Consider the following 20,001-nt stretch of genomic DNA (forward strand, 5'->3'; position numbering starts at 1 on the left):
GAGTTAACTCGAAGCTTTACCGTTATCCGTATCACACAAAAGGAGAACGGTATGACTTCATCACGTTATGACACAGGGCTTGCGCGACTTGCGGAAATCGACGGCGCGGCAGGGCAGAATGTTATTAAAGCGCTGGCCGATATCGCCCCCGATCTTGGGCGCTACGTTATCGAGTTCGGCTTCGGGGATATCTACAGCAGGCCTGGGCTGTCGCTGAAAAGCCGGGAGCTTGCGACCGTCGCCGCGCTCACCGCGCTCGGCCATGCGCAACCACAACTGGCGGTGCATCTGCATGCGGCGCTGAACGTCGGCTGCACGCGCGAGGAGCTAATCGAAGTGATTATCCAGATGTCGCTGTATGCCGGTTTCCCGGCGGCGCTCAACGCCATGTTTACCGCCAAAGCGGTGTTTGCTGAAACAGGCGTTTAACGCACGCCAGGCCGCTGCGGCGGCCTGATTTATCACCCGATGCGTAATGTTATGGCTTTGTTATGCATCACTTGCAACCCCCCGCCTTTCCCGCCAGACTAACGCCTCCAAAACGGGAGGGAATCATGGTTTTGCATTCCACGCGCTGGCTGGCGCTCAGCTATTTCACCTACTTCTTTAGCTACGGTATTTTTCTGCCCTTCTGGAGCGTCTGGCTCGCGGGCGTCGGCGTCGCGCCGGAAACCATCGGCCTGCTGCTAGGCTCGGGCCTCATTGCGCGCTTTCTCGGCAGCCTGCTGCTGGCTCCGCGTGTGAAAGATCCCTCCCGCTTAGTCTTCGCGCTGCGCCTGCTGGCGACGCTGACGCTGGTGTTCGCGCTCGGCTTCCGGTTCGGGCATCAGACTGCCTGGCTGTTTGTCATCCTGGTTGGCTTTAACCTCTTTTTCTCGCCGCTGGTGCCGCTCACCGACGCGCTGGCCGCCACCTGGCAGCGTCAGATAACGATGGATTACGGCCGCGTGCGGCTGTGGGGCTCGCTCGCGTTTGTGATTGGCTCAGCGCTCACCGGTAAACTGGTCAGCGCCTATGACTACCGGGCGATTCTGGCGCTGCTGTCGCTTGGCGTGGCGTCCATGCTTATCGGGATGCTGCTGAAGCCTTCCGTAATGCCGCAGGGTGAAGCGCGCCACAATGAGGCGGCGGGCTGGCCGGTCTGGCGCAAGCTGATAAGCGAAAACTGGCGCTTTCTCGCCTGCGTCAGCCTGTTGCAGGGCGCGCATGCCGCCTATTATGGCTTTAGCGCGATTTACTGGCAGGGGCAGGGCTATTCCGCGTCAGTGGTGGGGTATCTGTGGTCACTCGGCGTGGTGGCGGAAATTGTCATCTTCGCACTGAGTAAAAAACTTTTTGGCCGCTTTGGCGCGCGCGAACTGCTGCTGCTCTCCGGCGTGCTGGGGATTATCCGCTGGGGCCTGATGGGCTGGACGACCGCGCTGCCGTGGCTCATCGTGGCGCAGATCCTGCACTGCGGCAGCTTCTCCATCTGCCACCTGGCGGCGATGCGTTATATCGCCGCGCGCGAGGGCTCGGAAGTGATCCGGCTGCAGTCGGTCTACTCCGCTGTGGCGATGGGCGGCGGCATCGCGGTGATGACCGTCTTCGCAGGGTTCCTCTATCAGCACCTGGCGGGCGGCGTCTTCTGGGTGATGGCGCTGGTCGCGCTACCCGCGCTCTTCCTGCGCCCGAAAGTGGCGGCCCGCACTTAGGCCTCCAGAATCTCCCGTATCCGCTGCTGCTGATGTTCGCCAAGCGGCAGCGTGGCGTGAATAAGCGGCGGCGAGAAGAGCGGCAGCGAGGTGGTGTAAGGCGTCACAATCAGCGCCACCTCTTTCGGCGCGCCTTCCTGCTGGAAGGTATGCAGCGTCAGATGCTTAATATTAAGCGGCAGCAGGGTCAGTTCCCGTAGCTGCTGCTCGATTTCTGCCTCAAGCGTCGCGTCGTTGCCGGTCAGCAGCAGCACCTGTTTTTCATGCAGATCCGTCTCCTGCATCAGCCACGCGCCGAAAATCACCGCCACCAGCCCCACTTCTTCATCGGAGAACGTCACCCGATACTCTTCTTCAAAGCGGTCAAACGCTTTGCGGGTGGTACGCATCAGCCGGGGATAAAGGCGGTTAATCTCTTCCGGCAGACTGTTGTCGATGCCAATGCCAAACAGGCTGCGATCGAGCGCCTGACACAGGTGGATATAGAGCTGATCCGCAAGCCCCTGTTCATCGCTGAACGCCATGCCGGAGAGTTCGCGAAAGCGCGCGATGAGCGAGCCGACCGCGTGGCGCAGGCGATGATCTTCCGGATGCGCGTCGCGCAGCGGGTCGGGCGTGCGCAGCATCATAAACAGCAGCGCCAGGAAACAGTGTTCATTGACGTGCGGCGACTGGGCGACGCGGCGCTGCCAGTGACGCACGATCTCCTGAGCCGCCAGAAACTCCGCGCGGGCGCGCATCCAGAGCTGCTGAGGCTCGCTGAACTCCGGCGTCTGGCCGTAATGGTGCTGAATCAGGCAATATTGCAGGTAGAGGCGCAGGAACTGCACGTCGCGCGCTTCGAACTGGCGGTTTAGTCGCCGCGCGCAGAGGTTGACCAGCGCGTGTAAATTCGTATCGTCATACAGCGCCGTCGCAATGCCGTGCTGGCGCAGTTCGCTTTTCAGCGCGGGTGTGAAATGCTGCTGGATAAACTGCGGGCACAGGCGCAGCGCCCGGCGCAGCCAGTGCAGCAGGCAGAGGCGGCGGTCTAACGCCGTGCCTTCAATCCGGTAGCTGCCGTCCTGCTGGGTGATAATACTCAACCGGTGATATCGCTGGATCTCGTCGCCGGTTTCGGCAATGTCCTGTCGGGCGATGGTGCCGTCGACGCCATTGAGGCGACCTACGCTTTCCGGCGTGATGGTCTGGCCCGGCAGATAGAGCATTAAAAGTACCTGGCAGCGGCGCTGCGGACTGGAAAGCACAGATGGTGGAGGGCAGAGCAGAGTCATCATCCGTTTTGTCCAGTGAGTGAGATTAATGCTAAGAATAGCTAAAGGATCGTTGAATGCCGTTCAGGGTGCGCAGTTTGATCGCGGAATTCTGGCTGGCTCACAGAATTTTTCGCCAGAGGAAGATAATGAGCGCACGTCTTTACCCGGTAATGGTGGCTGCGGCTTTAGTAACGCTGGTTCCCGCGCGACAGGTCGCGGCGCATCCGCACAGCTTTATCTCGTTGAAAACCGAGATTGTCAGCGAAGCGGGGCAGATAACTGCGCTTAAAATGCGCTGGAAAATGGATGAAATCACTTCAGCAGATCTACTGTATGACGCCGGGGACGCCGCGCCCGGATCGCCGGTATGGAAAAAACTGGCGGCGGAAGTGATGGCGAATGTTATCGGGCAGCACTATTTCACCGAGTTCTGGCATAACGGGCAGAAGGTGAAGTTCGCCGCCACGCCGCAGGCGTATGCGCTGGCGCGCGAAGGGCATCAGGCGGTGCTGACCTTTACGCTGCCGCTCGCCCATGCGCAAAACGTGGAAGGCGAGCGCTATACGTTCGCGACCTTCGACCCGACGTATTATGTAGCGATGAGTTACGATGCGCCGGGCGACGTGACGCTGGGGCAGGGGCTGCGCGAGCGCTGCAAAGTGGCGGTGAAAACGCCGCAGCCGGATGAATCGGTGCAGAACTTCGCGTTGTCGCTCGATAAAGCCGACGCGCCGCCGGAAGATATGGATTTAGGGAAACAATTCGCTCAACAGGTGACGTTGCAATGTCAGTAATTTCAACCCCGCTTGCCGCACGCCGCTGGACACACTTCTGGCCGCTGGCGCTGTTTGTGGTGCTGGCGCTGGTCGGTGGCCTCTGGCTGTGGCTGGAGTGGCCGCAGGTGCTCATGAAAAGCACCGTCTGGCAGCGCGGGATAAACCGCGAGATGAGCGCGCTGCTACAGCAGGTGGCGCAAAACCCGACGCGCGCCGGTGGCTCGCTGCTGCTGTTCAGCTTTGTCTATGGCGTGCTGCACGCGCTCGGGCCGGGTCATGGCAAAGTCGTGATCGCCACCTGGCTTGCCACGCACCCGTCGCGCCTGAAAACGAGCCTGCAACTGACCTTCGCTTCGTCGCTGTTGCAGGGGCTGGTGGCGATTGCGCTGGTGACGGTAGTGCTGTCGTTGCTGGCGCTGCCAGCAAGGCAACTGCATCTGAGCGGTTACTGGCTCGAAAAAGGCAGTTATCTGCTGGTGGGCGCGCTGGGGTTGCTACTCTGCTGGCGGGCGGGCAAAACGCTGCGTGGGCTGCTGCGTCGGCCCGTTTTTACCGCGTTTACGCCGCACCATACGCACAGCGCGACCTGCGGCTGCGGGCATCAGCATCTGCCGACGCAGGCCCAGCTTGAGCGCGGCGAGGACTGGCGCGCGCGGTTGATGGTCGTACTTTCAATGGGGATGCGGCCGTGCTCCGGCGCGCTGATGGTGCTGCTGTTCAGCAAGGTGATCGGCGTGTTTGGCTGGGGCGTGGCGTCTGCGCTGGCCATGGCGGCAGGAACGTCGCTGACTATCTCGGCGATCGCGCTGTTTGTGCACAGCTTCCGCCGCCTGGCCGCCCGACTGGGCGGGCAGAAAACACCACCGCTGTGGCGCCGGACCGGCGGAGCGACGCTCGCGCTCGCAGGCGGCGTGGTGTTGGTCGTCGCAGCGCTGGTGATGTGGCTAAGCGCCGCGCCCGTCGCGCAGGGGTTACGGCCGTTTTAAAGGTGGGGGCGAGGCTTTTGGGCGTTGGTGGGTGCGCTGCGCTTACCCACCCTACCTGTTTTGCGGGCAGGTATCAGGAGTAGGGCGGGTAAGCAAAGCGCACCCGCCATCCCATCAATCAAATCCATCCGCCATCCCAAATAAACAATAAAAAAGGCAGGGCGCTTTCGCGGCCTGCCTTTCTCGTACTTAAGAGCGGATTAACGCTTCAGCGCTTCGCTCAGCTCATCACGCATGTTGCCGAGCATCGCTTTCACGACGCGCGGGTTACCGGCGACGATGTTGCCAGTCATCATGTAATTGTGACCGCCCACGAAATCGCACACCAGGCCGCCAGCTTCACGCACCAGCAGCTCGCCTGCGGCGAAATCCCAGGGTTTCAGGCCAATTTCAAAGTAACCGTCCACGCGGCCCGCGGCCACGTAGGCCAAATCGAGCGCGGCAGAGCCGGTACGGCGGAAATCGGCGCACTGGGTAAACAGTTTGGTCACAATGTTCATGTACGGCGTGGCGTGCTGTTTGGCTTTAAACGGGAAGCCGGTCGCCAGAATGGTGCCGTCCAGATCGCGAGCGGTGCTGCCGCGCAGGCGGTAGCCGTTCAGCTGTGCGCCCTGGCCGCGAACGGCGGTGAAGAGTTCGTTACGCATCGGATCGTAAACCACGGCGACTTCCGCACGGCCTTTGATACGTACAGCGATAGAAACCGCGAAGTGCGGGAGACGTTTAACGAAGTTGGTGGTGCCATCCAGCGGATCGATAACCCATTGAATATCTTGCTCGGTGCCGGCGTGTTCACCGCTTTCTTCGGTGATGATGGTGTGTTGCGGGTAGGACTGACGAATGGTGTCGATAATAATGCGCTCTGCGCCTTTATCCACGTTAGTCACAAAATCGTTGCTGCCTTTCTGGCTGGTCTCAACGGCGTCCGGGGTTTCGTAGTTTTTGGCGATAAAATTTCCGGCCTTGCGCGCAGCACGCACGGCGATGTTGAGCATCGGATGCATCAGGTTTCTCTCACTGGATGTTAAAGAACGGGAAAACGGCGCGGAGTATAGCAGAGGGTTCGGAATATGTCTCAGGTTTATGTTAGGATGTCCCGATATTCTTTATTCATACTGAGTCGCTATGCTGCAAAACATTCGTATCGTGCTGGTAGAAACCTCTCACACCGGCAACATGGGCTCTGTCGCCCGCGCCATGAAAACCATGGGCCTCACTAACCTGTGGCTGGTGAACCCGCTGGTGAAACCGGATTCGCAGGCCATCGCGCTCGCCGCCGGTGCCAGCGATGTGATCGGCAATGCTCACATCGTCGATACGCTTGATGAAGCGCTGGCGGGCTGTAGCCTGGTGGTCGGCACCAGCGCGCGTTCGCGCACGCTGCCCTGGCCGATGCTTGACCCACGCGAATGCGGTCTGAAGAGCGTCGCCGAAGGCGCGCACGCGCCGGTAGCCATTGTGTTTGGCCGCGAGCGCGTGGGGCTGACCAACGACGAGTTGCAAAAGTGCCACTATCACGTCGCCATTGCCGCGAACCCGGAGTACAGCTCGCTGAATCTCGCGATGGCGGTACAGGTCATCGCTTATGAAGTGCGCATGGCCTGGCTTGCTACGCAGGAATCCGACACCGCGGCGCATCATGAAGAAGAAACGCCATATCCCCTGGTGGACGATCTGGAGCGTTTCTACGGCCATCTTGAGCAAGTTTTGCTCAGCACCGGCTTTATCCGCCCGAATCATCCCGGCCAGGTGATGAACAAATTACGCCGCCTGTTTACCCGCGCACGCCCGGAAAGTCAGGAACTTAACATTCTGCGCGGTATGCTGGCGTCGATAGAGAGCACCCGTAAAGACGAGCCTAATACTTGAGTAAAATACTCGGGTAAATAGTTGACCAAATTACTCGGGAATGTCAGACTTGCGCCTGCTATGCAATACCCCCATTTTCATAAAAACCCCCGCGTCGAGGGGCGAGCTTGAGGTTAAGTAAGACATGAGACTGACATCTAAAGGGCGCTATGCCGTGACCGCAATGCTGGACGTTGCGCTCAACTCCGAAGCAGGTCCGGTGCCGTTGGCAGATATTTCTGAACGTCAGGGTATCTCCCTTTCTTATCTGGAGCAGTTGTTCTCTCGTCTGCGTAAAAATGGCCTGGTGGCCAGCGTACGCGGCCCGGGCGGCGGTTATCTGCTGGGTAAAGACGCGGGTCAGATTGCGGTTGGTGCAGTGATTAGCGCCGTTGATGAGTCTGTCGACGCGACGCGTTGTCAGGGCAAAGGCGGCTGCCAGGGCGGCGATAAATGCCTGACCCACGCGCTGTGGCGCGATTTAAGCGATCGCCTGACCGGTTTTCTGAACAACATCACCTTAGGTGAACTGGTGAACAACCAGGAAGTGCTGGACGTTTCTGACCGTCAGCACAATGAAGCACATCGCCCGACCCGCGCTCAGGACGCTATCGACGTTAAACTGCGCGCATAAAAAAATAATACGCTTTTCCCGAATCAGGCCAGGATGCTTCGGCATCCTGTAGACTGCGGCGTACATCCAGCCGGCTGCCTGATTCACCGCTTTGAGATGTACGGAGCTTAAGAGCAATGAAATTACCGATTTACCTCGATTACTCCGCGACCACGCCGGTGGACCCGCGCGTCGCCGAGAAAATGATGCAGTTTTTAACGATGGACGGAACCTTCGGTAACCCGGCCTCCCGCTCCCACCGCTTTGGCTGGCAGGCGGAAGAGGCGGTAGATATCGCCCGTAACCAGGTCGCCGATCTCATCGGCGCGGACCCGCGTGAAATCGTCTTTACCTCTGGCGCGACCGAATCCGACAACCTGGCTATCAAAGGTGCGGCCAATTTCTATCAGAAAAAAGGCAAGCACATCATCACCTGCAAAACCGAGCATAAAGCGGTTCTGGATACCTGCCGTCAGCTGGAGCGCGAAGGCTTTGAGGTGACCTACCTCGCCCCGCAGAGCAACGGCATTATCGATCTTAAAGCACTCGAAGCCGCGATGCGTGACGACACCATTCTGGTCTCCATCATGCACGTGAACAACGAAATCGGCGTGGTGCAGGATATCGCTACCATCGGCGAAATGTGCCGCGCGCGTGGCATCATCTACCACGTTGACGCCACCCAGAGCGTGGGCAAGCTGCCTATCGATCTGTCCCAGTTGAAAGTGGATCTGATGTCCTTCACCGGCCACAAAATCTATGGTCCGAAAGGCATCGGCGCGCTCTACGTGCGTCGTAAACCGCGTATTCGCATTGAAGCGCAGATGCACGGCGGCGGTCACGAGCGCGGCATGCGTTCCGGCACCCTGCCTGTTCACCAGATTGTCGGCATGGGCGAAGCCTATCGTATCGCCAAAGAAGAGATGGCGACCGAGATGGAGCGCCTGCGCGGCCTGCGCAACCGCCTGTGGAACGGCATCAAAGATATCGAAGAAGTTTACCTGAACGGCGACCTGGAGCAGGGCGTTCCGACCATCCTGAACGTGAGCTTCAACTACGTCGAAGGCGAGTCGCTGATCATGGCGCTGAAAGACCTGGCCGTTTCTTCGGGTTCCGCCTGTACGTCAGCGAGCCTTGAGCCGTCTTACGTACTGCGCGCGCTGGGTATGAATGACGAGCTGGCGCACAGCTCTATCCGTTTCTCTCTGGGCCGTTTCACGACTGAAGAAGAGATCGACTACACCATCGAACTGGTACGCAAATCCATCGGCCGCCTGCGCGACCTCTCTCCGCTGTGGGAGATGTTTAAGCAGGGCGTGGATTTAACCACCATCGAATGGGCTCATCATTAATCGGTATCGGATTCAGGAGAAATAACACATGGCATACAGCGAAAAAGTCATCGATCATTACGAAAACCCTCGCAACGTCGGCTCTTTTGACAACAACGACGACAACGTCGGCAGCGGCATGGTCGGCGCGCCGGCCTGCGGCGACGTGATGAAGTTGCAGATCAAAGTCAACAATGAAGGTATCATTGAAGACGCACGCTTTAAAACCTACGGCTGCGGCTCCGCAATTGCGTCCAGCTCGCTGGTCACCGAGTGGGTGAAAGGCAAATCCCTGGATGAAGCGCAGGCGATTAAAAATACCGATATCGCAGACGAACTCGAACTGCCGCCGGTGAAAATTCACTGCTCTATCCTGGCGGAAGACGCCATCAAAGCCGCCATTGCGGACTATAAAAGCAAACGTGAAGCAAAATAATCATTGATGAGTTGAGGTTGTAGTATGTCGATTACCCTTAGCGACACCGCCGCCGCGCGCGTCAACGCTTTCCTGGCCAACCGGGGTAAAGGTTTTGGCCTGCGTCTTGGCGTTCGCACGTCCGGCTGTTCCGGCATGGCCTATGTGCTGGAATTTGTTGACGCACCGCAGCCAGAAGACACGGTGTTCGAAGACAAGGGCGTGAAGGTGGTGGTCGATGGTAAAAGCCTGCAATTCCTTGATGGCACTCAGCTGGACTTCGTCAAAGAAGGCCTGAACGAAGGGTTTAAGTTCACTAACCCGAACGTAAAAGATGAGTGCGGCTGCGGCGAAAGCTTTAACGTCTGATAATCTTTCCCGCCTCTCCCCGTCTGCGCCAGCCGCAGGCGGGGTATTCGCTTTATCACGTTGACTGACCCCCGAGACTGTTATGGATTACTTCACCCTCTTTGGGCTGCAGGCCCGTTATGCGCTGGACAGTGCCCAACTGGCGACGCGTTACCAGGATCTGCAACGTAAGTATCATCCCGATAAATTCGCAAGCCACCCTCAGGCCGAACAACTGGCGGCGCTCTCCCAATCCGCGACCATCAACCAGGCATGGCAAACGCTGCGCCACCCGCTAACGCGCGCCGAATATCTGCTCTCGTTGCACGGTTTCGATCTGGCGAATGAACAGCACACCGTGCGCGACGCCGCGTTTCTGATGGAACAACTGGAGCTGCGCGAAGCGCTGGACGAGATTGAGCAGGCGAAAGACAGCGACCGCCTGGAGGCGTTCGTCCGTAACGTCAAAGCAATGTATAACGATCGCCATCAGCAAATGGTGACGGAGCTGGACGGCGAAGCATGGGCGCAGGCGGCCGACACGGTACGCAAGTTGCGTTTTCTCGATAAGCTTTTAAGCCAGTCAGAACAACTCGAAGAAAAGTTGCTCGATTTTTAATTCTGGAAGCTCAACATGGCCTTATTACAAATCAGTGAGCCCGGCATGAGTAGCGCGCCGCACCAGCGCAGGCTGGCGGCGGGCATCGATCTCGGCACAACCAACTCGCTGGTAGCGACGGTTCGCAGTGGGCAAACCGAAACGCTGGCGGATCATCAGGGGCGCCATCTGCTGCCGTCCGTGGTTCATTATCAGCAGCAGGGTTACACCGTGGGCTGGGACGCGCGTGCGCAAGCCGCCGCCGATCCGGTCAATACCATCAGCTCCGTAAAGCGCCTGATGGGCCGATCTCTCGCCGACATTCAGTCGCGCTATCCGCACCTGCCGTATCAGCTGCACGCGAGCGAAAACGGCCTGCCGATGATCGACACCCCGGCAGGACTGCTCAACCCGGTGCGCGTCTCCGCCGACATTCTTAAAACGCTCGCTGAACGCGCGCGCGAAGCGCTGGCGGGCGATCTCGACGGCGTGGTGATCACCGTTCCCGCCTACTTTGACGACGCGCAGCGCCAGGGCACCAAAGACGCGGCGCGTCTCGCCGGGCTGCACGTGCTGCGCCTGCTGAACGAGCCGACCGCGGCGGCGATCGCCTACGGCCTTGATTCCGGTCAGGAAGGCGTGATCGCCGTGTACGATTTGGGCGGCGGTACCTTTGATATCTCCGTGCTGCGCTTAAGCCGCGGCGTATTTGAAGTGCTGGCAACCGGGGGCGACTCCGCGCTCGGCGGCGACGACTTCGACCATCTGCTGGCGGACTATATTCGCGAGCAGGCAGGTATTGCCGATCGCAGCGACAACCGCATTCAGCGCCAGCTGCTTGACGCCGCGACCCAGGCGAAAATTGTGCTCAGCGACGCCGATATCGCGCAGGTCAACGTGGCGGGCTGGCAAGGCAGCGTGACCCGCGAACAGTTTAATGAACTCATCGCGCCGCTCGTCAAACGTACGCTGCTTTCTTGTCGTCGCGCGTTAAAAGACGCGGGCGTTGAGCCGAATGACGTGCTGGAAGTGGTCATGGTCGGCGGCTCGACCCGCGTGCCGCTGGTACGCGAGCGCGTTGGCGAATTCTTTGGCCGTACGCCGCTCACCTCCATCGACCCGGACCGCGTGGTCGCCATCGGCGCCGCGATCCAGGCCGATATTCTGGTCGGCAACAAGCCGGACAGCGAAATGCTGCTGCTGGATGTCATTCCGCTCTCGCTTGGCCTTGAAACCATGGGCGGCCTGGTGGAGAAAGTGATCCCGCGCAACACCACTATTCCGGTGGCTCGCGCGCAGGAATTCACCACCTTCAAAGATGGCCAGACCGCAATGGCTATCCACGTTATGCAGGGCGAGCGCGAACTGGTGCAGGATTGCCGATCGCTCGCGCGCTTTACGCTGCGCGGCATTCCGGCGATGCCGGCGGGTGGCGCGCATATTCGCGTTACCTTTCAGGTGGATGCCGACGGCCTGCTGAGCGTCACCGCTATGGAGAAATCCACCGGCGTGGAAGCCTCCATCCAGGTAAAACCGTCCTATGGTCTGACCGATGGCGAAATCGCGAGCATGATTCAGGATTCCATGAGCTTTGCCGAGCATGACGTGAAAGCGCGCATGCTGGCCGAGCAGAAAGTGGAGGCCGCCCGCGTGCTGGAAAGCCTTGAAGGCGCGCTCAGGAGCGACGGCGCGCTGCTTAACGCGACCGAGCGCGCCGCTATTGACGACGCGATGACGCAACTGCGCGCCGCCGCCGACGGCGACGACGCCCGCGCCATTGAAGACGCGATAAAAAATACAGATAAACAGACCCAGGAGTTCGCCGCTCGCCGCATGGATGAGTCCATCCGTCAGGCGCTGAAAGGCCACTCCGTCGACGAGGTTTAATATGCCTAAGATTGTTTTTTTGCCTCATCAGGATCTTTGCCCTGATGGCGCAGTACTGGAAGCGCAAAGCGGTGAAACTATTCTTGACGTTGCGCTGCGCAACGGCATTGAAATTGAACACGCCTGTGAAAAATCGTGCGCCTGCACGACCTGTCACTGCATCGTGCGTGAAGGCTTCGATTCGCTGCCGGAAAGCACCGAAGATGAAGACGATATGCTGGATAAAGCCTGGGGGCTTGAGCCGGAAAGCCGTCTGAGCTGTCAGGCGCGCGTCACTGACGAAGATCTGGTGGTGGAGATGCCGCGTTACACCATCAACCACGCCAGGGAGCATTAATATGGGACTGAAATGGACCGACAGCCGCGAAATCGGCGAGGCGCTGTATGACAGCCGCCCGGACGTAGACCCGAAAACCGTGCGCTTTACCGATATGCACCAGTGGATCTGCGATCTCGAGGATTTCGATGACGATCCACAGGCCTCTAACGAAAAGGTTTTAGAGGCTATACTGCTGGTCTGGTTAGACGAAGCAGAATAACGCAACGGGCTGCCAGAAGGCGGCCCGTTTTCGTTGCGCATAAGGCGATATAAGGAAAATAACATGACCGAAGCCATGAAGATTACGCTTTCCCACGAGCCTGCCGACGCTCGCTGGGGTGAAAAAGCCCTGTACAGTTTTACGCAAGACGGTATCGCTCTGCACCTGACGGGCAAAGACGATTTACATCTCATCCAGCGCGCCGGGCGCAAAATCGACGGGCAAGGGCTTAAACACGTTGAGCTTGCGGGCGAAGGCTGGGATGTCGAAAAAAGCTGGGCATTCTGGATGGGCTATCGCGGCCCCAAAGGCAAACGCACCGTCACCTGGGCGCCGCTCGACGACGCCCAGCAGAAAGAGCTTAACAGCCGCCTGAAAATCATCGACTGGGTGCGCGATGTGATTAACGCCCCGGCGGAAGAGATGGGCCGGAGCACCTCGCGCAGCGCGCGGTGGATCTGCTGGCGGATGTGGGGGGCGAGCGCGTAAGTTATCGCATCACTAAAGGTGAAGATCTGCGCGAGCAGAACTATCTGGGACTGCACACCGTCGGTCGCGGCTCAGAACGCCCGCCGGTGCTGCTGGCGCTCGATTTCAACCCGACGGGCGACGCGAACGCGCCGGTCTATGCCTGCCTCGTCGGAAAAGGCATTACGTTCGACTCCGGCGGCTACAGCATCAAACAGACCGCGTTTATGGATTCGATGAAATCCGACATGGGCGGCGCGGCGCTGGTAACCGGCTCGCTGGCCTTCGCCATTACTCGCGGCCTGAACAAGCGCGTGAAGCTCATTCTTTGCTGCGCGGATAACATGATTAGCGGCAACGCTTTCCGTCTGGGCGATATCATTCGCTACCGCAACGGCAAAACCGTCGAGGTGATGAACACCGACGCCGAAGGCCGCCTGGTGCTGGCGGACGGGCTGATTGACGCCAGCGCCCACAAGCCGGAGCTGATTATCGACGCCGCGACGCTGACCGGCGCGGCCAAAACCGCGCTTGGCAACGATTACCACGCGCTGTTCAGCTTTGACGACGCGCTCGCGAACCGTCTGCTGCAAAGCGCGCAGGCGGAAAACGAAGCCTTCTGGCGTCTGCCGCTGGCGGAGTTCCACCGTAACCAGTTGCCGTCTAACTTTGCCGAGCTGAATAACACCGCGGGCGGCGCATACCCGGCGGGCGCCAGCACCGCGGCGGGTTTCCTGTCGCACTTTGTGGAAAACTATCAGCAGGGCTGGCTGCATATCGACTGCTCCGCGACCTACCGCAAAGCGGCGGTCGAGCAGTGGGCGGCGGGCGCGACCGGCATCGGCGTGCGCACCCTGGCGAACCTGTTGACCGGCGAATAACATTAGCGGCGTTGATGGCGGTGGGTTAAGACGCGTGTGGCGGGGGCGCTGTGCTTACCCGCCTGACCAACGCCAACGTTACGCCGATGGTTTTCTCTTCTCCCTCAGGGGAGAGGGCCGGGGTGAGGGGATTTCTCTCACCCATTACTGACAAATAAAAAAGCTATGTCCGAAACGAAAAACGATAACAACGCAGAAAAAAACGAACTCGAAATCCTGCTTGAAAAAGCGGCCGCGGAGCCGGCGTTCCGCCCGGCCTTTTTCCGCACGCTGCTGGACTCTACGGTGTGGGTGCCGGGCGAGGCGGCAGATGGCGAAGCGGTCGTCGCCGAAAGCGCGGTGGATCTCCAGCACTGGGAAAAAGATGACGGCACCTCGGTGATTCCTTTTTTCAGCTCTCCTGCGGCCCTTGAGCAGGCGGTGGAAGGCGAACAGGCCTTCGTGGCGATGCCGGTGCGCACGCTGTTTGAAATGACGCTCGGCGAAACGCTGTTCCTTAACGCCAAACTGCCGACCGGCAAAGAGTTCACGCCAAATGAGATTCGCCATCTGCTAAGCCCGGAAGGCTCGGCGCTCAGCCAGCAGGAAGTGCTGGAAGGCGGCGCCTCGCTGCTGCTGTCCGAAGTGGCTGAACCGCCCGTGCAGATGATTGAATCGCTGACCCTGCTGTTTAAAGAGATGAAAACGGTCAAGCGCGCCTGGCTGTGCCTCCTGAAAGAGCGGGCCGATCAGCCAGCAAACTTTCTTATTGGCATTGAGGCTGACGGCGATATTGAGGCCGTCATCAACGCTGCCGGCAGTGTGGCGACCGATACGCTGCCGGGCGATGAACCTGTCGATCTCTGTCAGGTCGTGGAAGGCGACAAGGGCATCAGCCACTTTATGATGGCGCACCTGACGCCGTTCTATGAGCGCCGCTGGGGCAGCTTCCTGCGCGACTTTAAACAAAACCGTATTATTTAACGTTATGCCTTCCCACGCGGCGCACCACGCCGCGTTTTACTTCTTCGTTAACCTGTTGTTTTCTGTAGCAAGTCAAAATCTGGTAGGCCCGCCTGCGGGCGCGCTTTGTTAAGCTTGCCTGTTCGTATCTTCCCTGCGAATGCATTTTTCTTAACTGTTTTAATAACGTGCAGGGAGCTACTTCTTAATTAATGGATTAATGCCGGGATCACCATCATGACCAAAAAGAGTTTTGCTTATCTCTTTTTACTGCCCCTCGCTATTTTTCTGTATGCCGTTTTGCAGCATTACCGGGTCGCCACGCTTCTGGACCGGGCGGAGTATGAACAAAACATCCTCGTTAAAGCAGAAAAAATAGTAAACAATAACTTTACCGGGTCTTTAGAAATAGAATATCAACGCGAAGGCGCGGATAAAGCCGAACGTATGTATGCAAGCAGTGCGCAGACAGAGGCTTCCCTTTTTTTGTCGCAGAACAAAAAGGCGCTTTCTGTAGCTAAACCAATGCTTTATCTGAGTTATGGGGGGCTTGGCTTATCCCTGCTATTCTTGCTGACTAACAGCGCATTGATAGCGCTGGGCTATCTGGGCGCGAAGAAAGGAAGACGTTCGCAGCACGACCTTGTTCAGGCATTTGATTTTTGCCGAACCTGGCTGCCGTTTATTCTGGCAGGGCAGGTACTTTTTCTTACTCTCTCAGTAAGCTGCCTGATTTTTTATGAATTAACCGGCTGGATGAGCACCGCGAAAGATAGCGGCGATATTCTGGCGGGTGGTTACTTCTTCCTGTTGGGTATTGGATATATTGTTTTCATTATCTGGCGACTGGTGAAAATGCTATCTAAAAGTTTCTCGCTTTTTCAGCCTGAACCTAAGCCGGTGATGGGGCGTAACCTCACCCATGACGATGCGCCAGCGTTGTGGGCTCGTGTGGAAAGACTCGCTCTTAAACTAGAGACCATCACGCCAGATAATATCGTGGCAGGGTTAACAGAGAATTTTTACGTAACGGCCAACCCTATTCGGCTGAATACGGGTGAAATACTGACGGGACAGACGCTTTATTTTTCACTCCCGTGGGCAGCGCTGCTGGATGAAGCAGAAATTGACGCCGTATTAGGACATGAACTTGGACATTTCTCCGGTAAAGATACGGAATATAGCCTTCGCTTTGCCCCTCTATACGCGCGCTTTAGCAGCAGTATTGAAGCCGTATTCGGCTTAAGAAAAAATGCGCCCGGATACATGAACGTCGATTTTAATACGGCGATGAGCAGTTGCAATTATGTGCTCGGGCAGTTCCACGATACGGTCATGTATTGGCGCCAGCGCCGCGAGCATGGCGCAGACGAAATGGGCGCGAAGGTAAGCACGCCGCTGGCGCTATCCTCATCGCTGCTGCGTATCGCTGCGCTCAGCAATCCGGTAGATGAATATCTGAATGAAGTTTATAACGCGCGTGTAATGCCTGATGACGTTGTCGCCGCTTTGCTCGCCCATCTTCAGATGTCGCCCTTGCCTGATCCGCAAAGATATCTGGAAAACGAAACGGCGCATCCTTACGACACGCATCCCAGCTGTAAGGCGCGTATTGAGGCATTAGGTTGCACAACCGATGAGGCGGCTGCTATTGCCGCGCGTCCGGTGACTGGAGACGCCTTTGCGCATTTGTTTTTACTAATTAATGATTTTAAACAACTTTGCCGCACTCTTAGCGCTGAGCTGACCGGTGAAATCACACAATACCGTGACAATTACAAGCAGTCTCTGGAAACAGTACTACACCGTGCCGCCAAAGAGACGGTGATTTATGCCCGCCCTAAAATTGCCATCGGTGGGGCGCTCGTCTTTATATTTTTTTTGTACGTAACCGTAGGCGGGCTGTTTGATCCTGCCTTGAAATCATCTCTTGATGGCGAAGATTATACTTATGTGTGCCTGCTACTGGGGCTCGCTGTCATCTCCGGCCTGGGCCTGCGTCGCGTCATAAAGGTCTGGAAGAGAGGCAAGCAGCCGGTCATGGTATTGCGCCACGGTAGTATAAGCGTTCATATGCTAAGCGCTCCGGTTCCGCTGGCAGCACTGACGGGCTATGTGTTTTTTAAAACCCGGCGCGGATTGCGGATTGGTTTTACCTATAAAGAGGGCTATGAGCCACCGCCGCGTACCGATAACCGTTGGCTTACCTATACGCATTGTTCCTCGACCGAACCTTTCTTTTACGTGACGGCTTACGGCAAGCTCAGAGATGCCAGTGGCGCGCCCGTTTCACAAGAGCAACTGGCGGAACTGCTGGATACCTATCTCAGCGCTTCTGTCGCCGAGCATGAAATCAAAGACTTTCAATAAAAATTAAGGGCCTGAAAGGCCCTTTTCGACTGAGGGCATACCTCATATTTGGATGGATGAACAAGGAAACGACGTAACGATGAACAGGAAGCATCTCGCTTATCTTTTTCTGGTGCCGCTGCTGGTGGTCTGCTATGCCGTCTGGCAGCACTGGCGGGTTAGCGATATCAACGAGAGCATCGACAGCTCAAACCACTTGATTCAGGTGGCGAGCGACGCGATGAAAGAGGATCCGAAAGCGATCATTGAATTTGAGAGCGACGGGAAAAACTACCGTGTTCCGGCGGCTGAAGTGATTGAAAGCGAACGGAGCATGCAAAACGAATATGCCGGGCAGATTATGCTGGCGCGCACCCAGAGCGGGCTGGCGTCATTCGCCATCGGCCTCGCGCTGCTCTGTATCGTGCTTAACGCTGGCGCCATCGCGCTGTGTCGGCGTAGCGTGACGATAGCGAAACAGTCGCAGGACGCGCTGGTGCAGGCGTTTGATAAGTGCCGCAAGCTGCTGCCATGGCTGATGGTGACGCAGATCGTCTGCTGCGGTCTGGCGCTGTTCGCGGTTGTCGGGTACGAGACGCTCTGGTTCGCCACACACTTCAAAATGAACGCGGGCGGCATCAAAGTAATGTTCCTGGCGCTGCTGGTGCTGTTCGGTATCCTGTGGGTGCTTTATAAAAGCCTCGGCAGCATCCGCCGCTGCTTTGCGCTGTTCGAGCCGGAGCCGAACCACGTCGTGGGCCATAACCTGACGCGCGAGCAGGCGCCCGCGCTCTGGAGTCTGGTGGCGTCGCTGTCACAGAAAACCGGGGCGATAATGCCGGATAACATCGTCGTCGGGATGCTGGAAGGCTTTTACGTCACCGCGAACGACGTGCAACTCGAAGATGGCCCGCTGTTGACCGGGCAGACGCTGTACTTCCCGCTCACCTGGGCGGCTATGCTTGATAAAGACGAAACCAGCGCGGTTATCGGTCATGAGCTTGGTCACTTCGCGGGTCAGGATACCCAATACAGCCTGCGCTTCGCGCCGCTTTACGCAGGTATCACCAACAGTATTCACACGATGGCGCAAAACCAGCAAAACGCGCCGTTTATCGATCATGTGGTGCTCTATCCGTCGCTCTATATGGGCGTCTATTTTATCGAGCAGTTGCATGAAACGGTGAGCCACTGGAGCCGCATTCGCGAGCACGCCGCTGACGAAATGGGCGCGCGCGCCAGCTCGCCGCAGGCGCTGGCTTCATCGCTGGTGCGTATTTCCGCCGTCAGCGAGCCGCTGAACAATACGCTGGAAGATTTCTTCAACGGCAAACCGGGCTTTGACGATCTGGTGGCCGCGCTGGTGACTCGCCTGCGTGAAGACGGTTTTGGCGATCCGCAGCGTTACCTGGAGCACAAAGCCGCGCACCCGACTGACAGCCATCCGCCGTCACGTTCGCGTATTGAGGCGCTCGGCTGCGCTATTGACGACACGCTGATTAGCCACGCCACACGACCGGCGCCGCAGGATCCGTGGGAAAATCTGCGTCTGTGGTTCGCACAGCCTGAAGCGCTCTCCAGCCAGATGACTGGCGAGCTGGCCGGGAAAGTCGCGGTGCATCGCGAAGAGTTCCGCCGCGAGCTGGAAGAGGTGGTTCAACAGTCCGGCGAGGCCGTCACCCTCTATTCTGGCAAAAAAGTGTTTTTCGTCGGCGGTATTCTGGCGATAGTTCTGTTTGTCGCGACGTTCGCCATGCTGCAAATCGTTAATCCGTTTGCTATTCAGGGCTTTGAAGACGGAAAAATCGCCGCTATCGCGCTGGGAACAGGCTTACTGGGCTTGCTGACCTGCTTCGTGCTCTGGCAGCAGTGGCAGAAGCGTGAGATGCCGTTCCTGACCATGACGCCGGATGCGCTGCACTGCCGTCAGTTCACCGCCGGCATTCCGCTCAGCGCCATTGACGATTTCTCAGTGCAAACCGCCAACGACACCACCACCGTGACGCTGTTTTACCGCGAAGGGTTTGAGCCGCCACGCGCCGTCGGCGGCCGCTGGAAAAACTATACCCGGGTGAAGCGCGGCAAGCGCAAGCTGGCGTTCGTGTTTATCGGCGGGCTTCGCGAAGGCGAGAGCCACACGGCATATTCCGCGGAAATGCTGGCGGAGCTGCTGGCGCGTAATCTTAACGCCATCCATGCACGCGACGCGCTGTCGCGTTTCTGAGGCGTAAAGCGCGCGGTTATGGGCCGCGCGCTTTACGGTCTGCCCTGAGCCACCTCCAGAGGTGGTTTTTTTATTCCAGCGCCTGCAACAGCAGCAGATCGATAAGCATGACCAGATTAGATTCAAATGAGGTGATCCCGGCAGCCTCGGCGGCGTAATGGATGGCCTCGTCATAAAGCGGGAAATGCAGCCCGGACAGCGCCGCCAGTGGGTTGGCCGATGCGCGGGTAAACGCCACCACTTCCATGCCGACATTACGCGCAATACGCGCTTTATCGAGCACCTGTTCCGTTTCGCCGCTACGCGAGACCGCGATAAACACTTCATAGCGCGCCGCGTTGCTGAGAAAAATATTACGGCTGTCGCCGGGGCCGGAGATAAACGCCGTTTTGCCCAGCACCTGTAATTTTTTGGTCAGGTACTCGGCGAAAAGATAAGAAAACCCGGCACCGTAGAGAAAGAACCGCTCTTTTTGGCGTAGCAGCTGGCTGAAGGCCGCGATTTTCTCGGGCGTTACCCAGCGAAAGCTCTGCTGATAGTTATCGATAAAGCGTTCAAACAGCGCGGGCAGCGCCTCGGGTTCAGCATCGGGTTCGATGGCGATATGGGGCGTGTCAGTAAGCAATTGCTTACAGTGCCAGATGAGTTCGCTGTAGCCGCTGAAACCCAGCTTATGGCACAGCCGCATAATAGTGGCTGTGGAAACAAACGTCTCCTGCGCCAGTTCGCGCACCGTGATATTCCCCACCCGCAGCGGATGCGCCGTCAGGTGGGAGAGCACGCGGTATTCGGCGCGGGTCAGCGATTCTCCGCGGGTTAACAGCGGCGCGAGGCGGCTGTCCATCG

At 58.1% G+C, this 20,001-nt stretch carries 19 protein-coding genes and 1 pseudogene; 17 read left to right on the forward strand and 3 right to left on the reverse strand.

Features of this window, described 5'->3' with window-relative positions; genetic code table 11:
- The first annotated feature begins 51 nt into the window (after positions 1 to 51).
- Entirely contained in the window at positions 52 to 429 is a 378-nt protein-coding gene (locus tag BJP61_RS06395) for a carboxymuconolactone decarboxylase family protein (RefSeq protein ID WP_171998014.1), read from the forward strand.
- A gap of 125 nt (positions 430 to 554) precedes the next feature.
- Positions 555 to 1,694 carry a 3-phenylpropionate MFS transporter gene (locus BJP61_RS06400; RefSeq protein WP_171998015.1) on the forward strand — a complete coding sequence of 380 codons (1,140 nt, stop codon included), beginning with the start codon at positions 555 to 557 and terminating at the stop codon, positions 1,692 to 1,694.
- On the opposite strand, the gene csiE is transcribed toward BJP61_RS06400, so the two are convergent.
- On the reverse strand, positions 1,691 to 2,971 hold the full coding sequence (csiE, locus tag BJP61_RS06405; RefSeq protein WP_171998016.1) for a stationary phase inducible protein CsiE: 1,281 nt from the start codon (positions 2,969 to 2,971) through the stop codon (positions 1,691 to 1,693). The genes BJP61_RS06400 and csiE overlap by 4 nt on opposite strands.
- Positions 2,972 to 3,096: 125 nt before the next feature.
- Between csiE and BJP61_RS06410 the strand changes: the two genes are divergently transcribed.
- Entirely contained in the window at positions 3,097 to 3,744 is a 648-nt protein-coding gene (locus tag BJP61_RS06410) for a DUF1007 family protein (protein ID WP_038861256.1), read from the forward strand.
- Positions 3,735 to 4,712, forward strand: a complete 978-nt coding sequence (locus BJP61_RS06415) for a nickel/cobalt transporter (RefSeq protein WP_171998017.1) — start codon at positions 3,735 to 3,737, stop codon at positions 4,710 to 4,712. Before BJP61_RS06410 ends, BJP61_RS06415 begins: the two co-directional genes overlap by 10 nt.
- Before the next feature lie 200 nt (positions 4,713 to 4,912).
- On the opposite strand, the gene suhB is transcribed toward BJP61_RS06415, so the two are convergent.
- Positions 4,913 to 5,716: an inositol-1-monophosphatase gene (gene suhB, locus BJP61_RS06420; RefSeq protein ID WP_007751384.1), complete on the reverse strand. Its 804-nt coding sequence runs from the start codon at positions 5,714 to 5,716 to the stop codon at positions 4,913 to 4,915.
- 121 nt (positions 5,717 to 5,837) lie between these two features.
- On the opposite strand from suhB, the gene trmJ reads away from it, so the two are divergent.
- The 13 genes and pseudogenes from trmJ (at position 5,838) to BJP61_RS06485 (ending at position 19,155) form a co-directional block, all read left to right on the forward strand.
- The gene (gene trmJ / locus BJP61_RS06425) at positions 5,838 to 6,581 is read left to right on the forward strand and encodes a tRNA (cytosine(32)/uridine(32)-2'-O)-methyltransferase TrmJ (protein ID WP_075193671.1); all 744 of its coding nucleotides are present in this window, start codon (positions 5,838 to 5,840) and stop codon (positions 6,579 to 6,581) included.
- 124 nt (positions 6,582 to 6,705) lie between these two features.
- On the forward strand, positions 6,706 to 7,194 hold the full coding sequence (iscR, locus tag BJP61_RS06430) for a Fe-S cluster assembly transcriptional regulator IscR (RefSeq protein WP_038861268.1): 489 nt from the start codon (positions 6,706 to 6,708) through the stop codon (positions 7,192 to 7,194).
- A 116-nt stretch (positions 7,195 to 7,310) separates the two neighbouring features.
- The gene (iscS, locus tag BJP61_RS06435) at positions 7,311 to 8,525 is read left to right on the forward strand and encodes a cysteine desulfurase (RefSeq protein WP_038861269.1); all 1,215 of its coding nucleotides are present in this window, start codon (positions 7,311 to 7,313) and stop codon (positions 8,523 to 8,525) included.
- A gap of 28 nt (positions 8,526 to 8,553) precedes the next feature.
- Positions 8,554 to 8,940, forward strand: coding sequence for a Fe-S cluster assembly scaffold IscU (gene iscU, locus BJP61_RS06440; protein WP_004385925.1), 387 nt, complete (start codon positions 8,554 to 8,556; stop codon positions 8,938 to 8,940).
- A gap of 24 nt (positions 8,941 to 8,964) precedes the next feature.
- Positions 8,965 to 9,288 carry an iron-sulfur cluster assembly protein IscA gene (gene iscA / locus BJP61_RS06445; RefSeq protein ID WP_007712703.1) on the forward strand — a complete coding sequence of 108 codons (324 nt, stop codon included), beginning with the start codon at positions 8,965 to 8,967 and terminating at the stop codon, positions 9,286 to 9,288.
- A gap of 82 nt (positions 9,289 to 9,370) precedes the next feature.
- Positions 9,371 to 9,886 carry a co-chaperone HscB gene (hscB, locus tag BJP61_RS06450; RefSeq protein ID WP_038861270.1) on the forward strand — a complete coding sequence of 172 codons (516 nt, stop codon included), beginning with the start codon at positions 9,371 to 9,373 and terminating at the stop codon, positions 9,884 to 9,886.
- 15 nt (positions 9,887 to 9,901) lie between these two features.
- Entirely contained in the window at positions 9,902 to 11,752 is a 1,851-nt protein-coding gene (gene hscA / locus BJP61_RS06455; protein ID WP_171998018.1) for a Fe-S protein assembly chaperone HscA, read from the forward strand.
- 1 nt (position 11,753) lies between these two features.
- A complete protein-coding gene (gene fdx / locus BJP61_RS06460) occupies positions 11,754 to 12,089 on the forward strand; it encodes an ISC system 2Fe-2S type ferredoxin (protein ID WP_004385928.1) in 336 nt (111 codons plus the stop codon).
- A gap of 1 nt (position 12,090) precedes the next feature.
- Positions 12,091 to 12,291: a Fe-S cluster assembly protein IscX gene (gene iscX / locus BJP61_RS06465; RefSeq protein WP_007664159.1), complete on the forward strand. Its 201-nt coding sequence runs from the start codon at positions 12,091 to 12,093 to the stop codon at positions 12,289 to 12,291.
- 63 nt (positions 12,292 to 12,354) lie between these two features.
- Positions 12,355 to 13,640, forward strand: a pseudogene (pepB, locus tag BJP61_RS06470) (aminopeptidase PepB).
- Positions 13,641 to 13,805: 165 nt separating this feature from the next.
- The gene (sseB, locus tag BJP61_RS06475) at positions 13,806 to 14,603 is read left to right on the forward strand and encodes an enhanced serine sensitivity protein SseB (RefSeq protein WP_171998019.1); all 798 of its coding nucleotides are present in this window, start codon (positions 13,806 to 13,808) and stop codon (positions 14,601 to 14,603) included.
- Positions 14,604 to 14,819: 216 nt separating this feature from the next.
- The gene (locus BJP61_RS06480) at positions 14,820 to 16,952 is read left to right on the forward strand and encodes a M48 family metallopeptidase (RefSeq protein WP_171998020.1); all 2,133 of its coding nucleotides are present in this window, start codon (positions 14,820 to 14,822) and stop codon (positions 16,950 to 16,952) included.
- A 79-nt stretch (positions 16,953 to 17,031) separates the two neighbouring features.
- Positions 17,032 to 19,155, forward strand: a complete 2,124-nt coding sequence (locus tag BJP61_RS06485; RefSeq protein WP_171998021.1) for a M48 family metallopeptidase — start codon at positions 17,032 to 17,034, stop codon at positions 19,153 to 19,155.
- A 70-nt stretch (positions 19,156 to 19,225) separates the two neighbouring features.
- Here the strand turns inward: BJP61_RS06485 and BJP61_RS06490 are convergent, their stop codons facing one another.
- Positions 19,226 to 19,999: a MurR/RpiR family transcriptional regulator gene (locus BJP61_RS06490; protein WP_038861276.1), complete on the reverse strand. Its 774-nt coding sequence runs from the start codon at positions 19,997 to 19,999 to the stop codon at positions 19,226 to 19,228.
- Between the last annotated feature and the right edge of the window lie 2 nt (positions 20,000 to 20,001).

Origin of the sequence: Cronobacter sp. JZ38 (assembly GCF_008932145.1) — a bacterium.
GTDB lineage: Bacteria > Pseudomonadota > Gammaproteobacteria > Enterobacterales > Enterobacteriaceae > Cronobacter > Cronobacter muytjensii.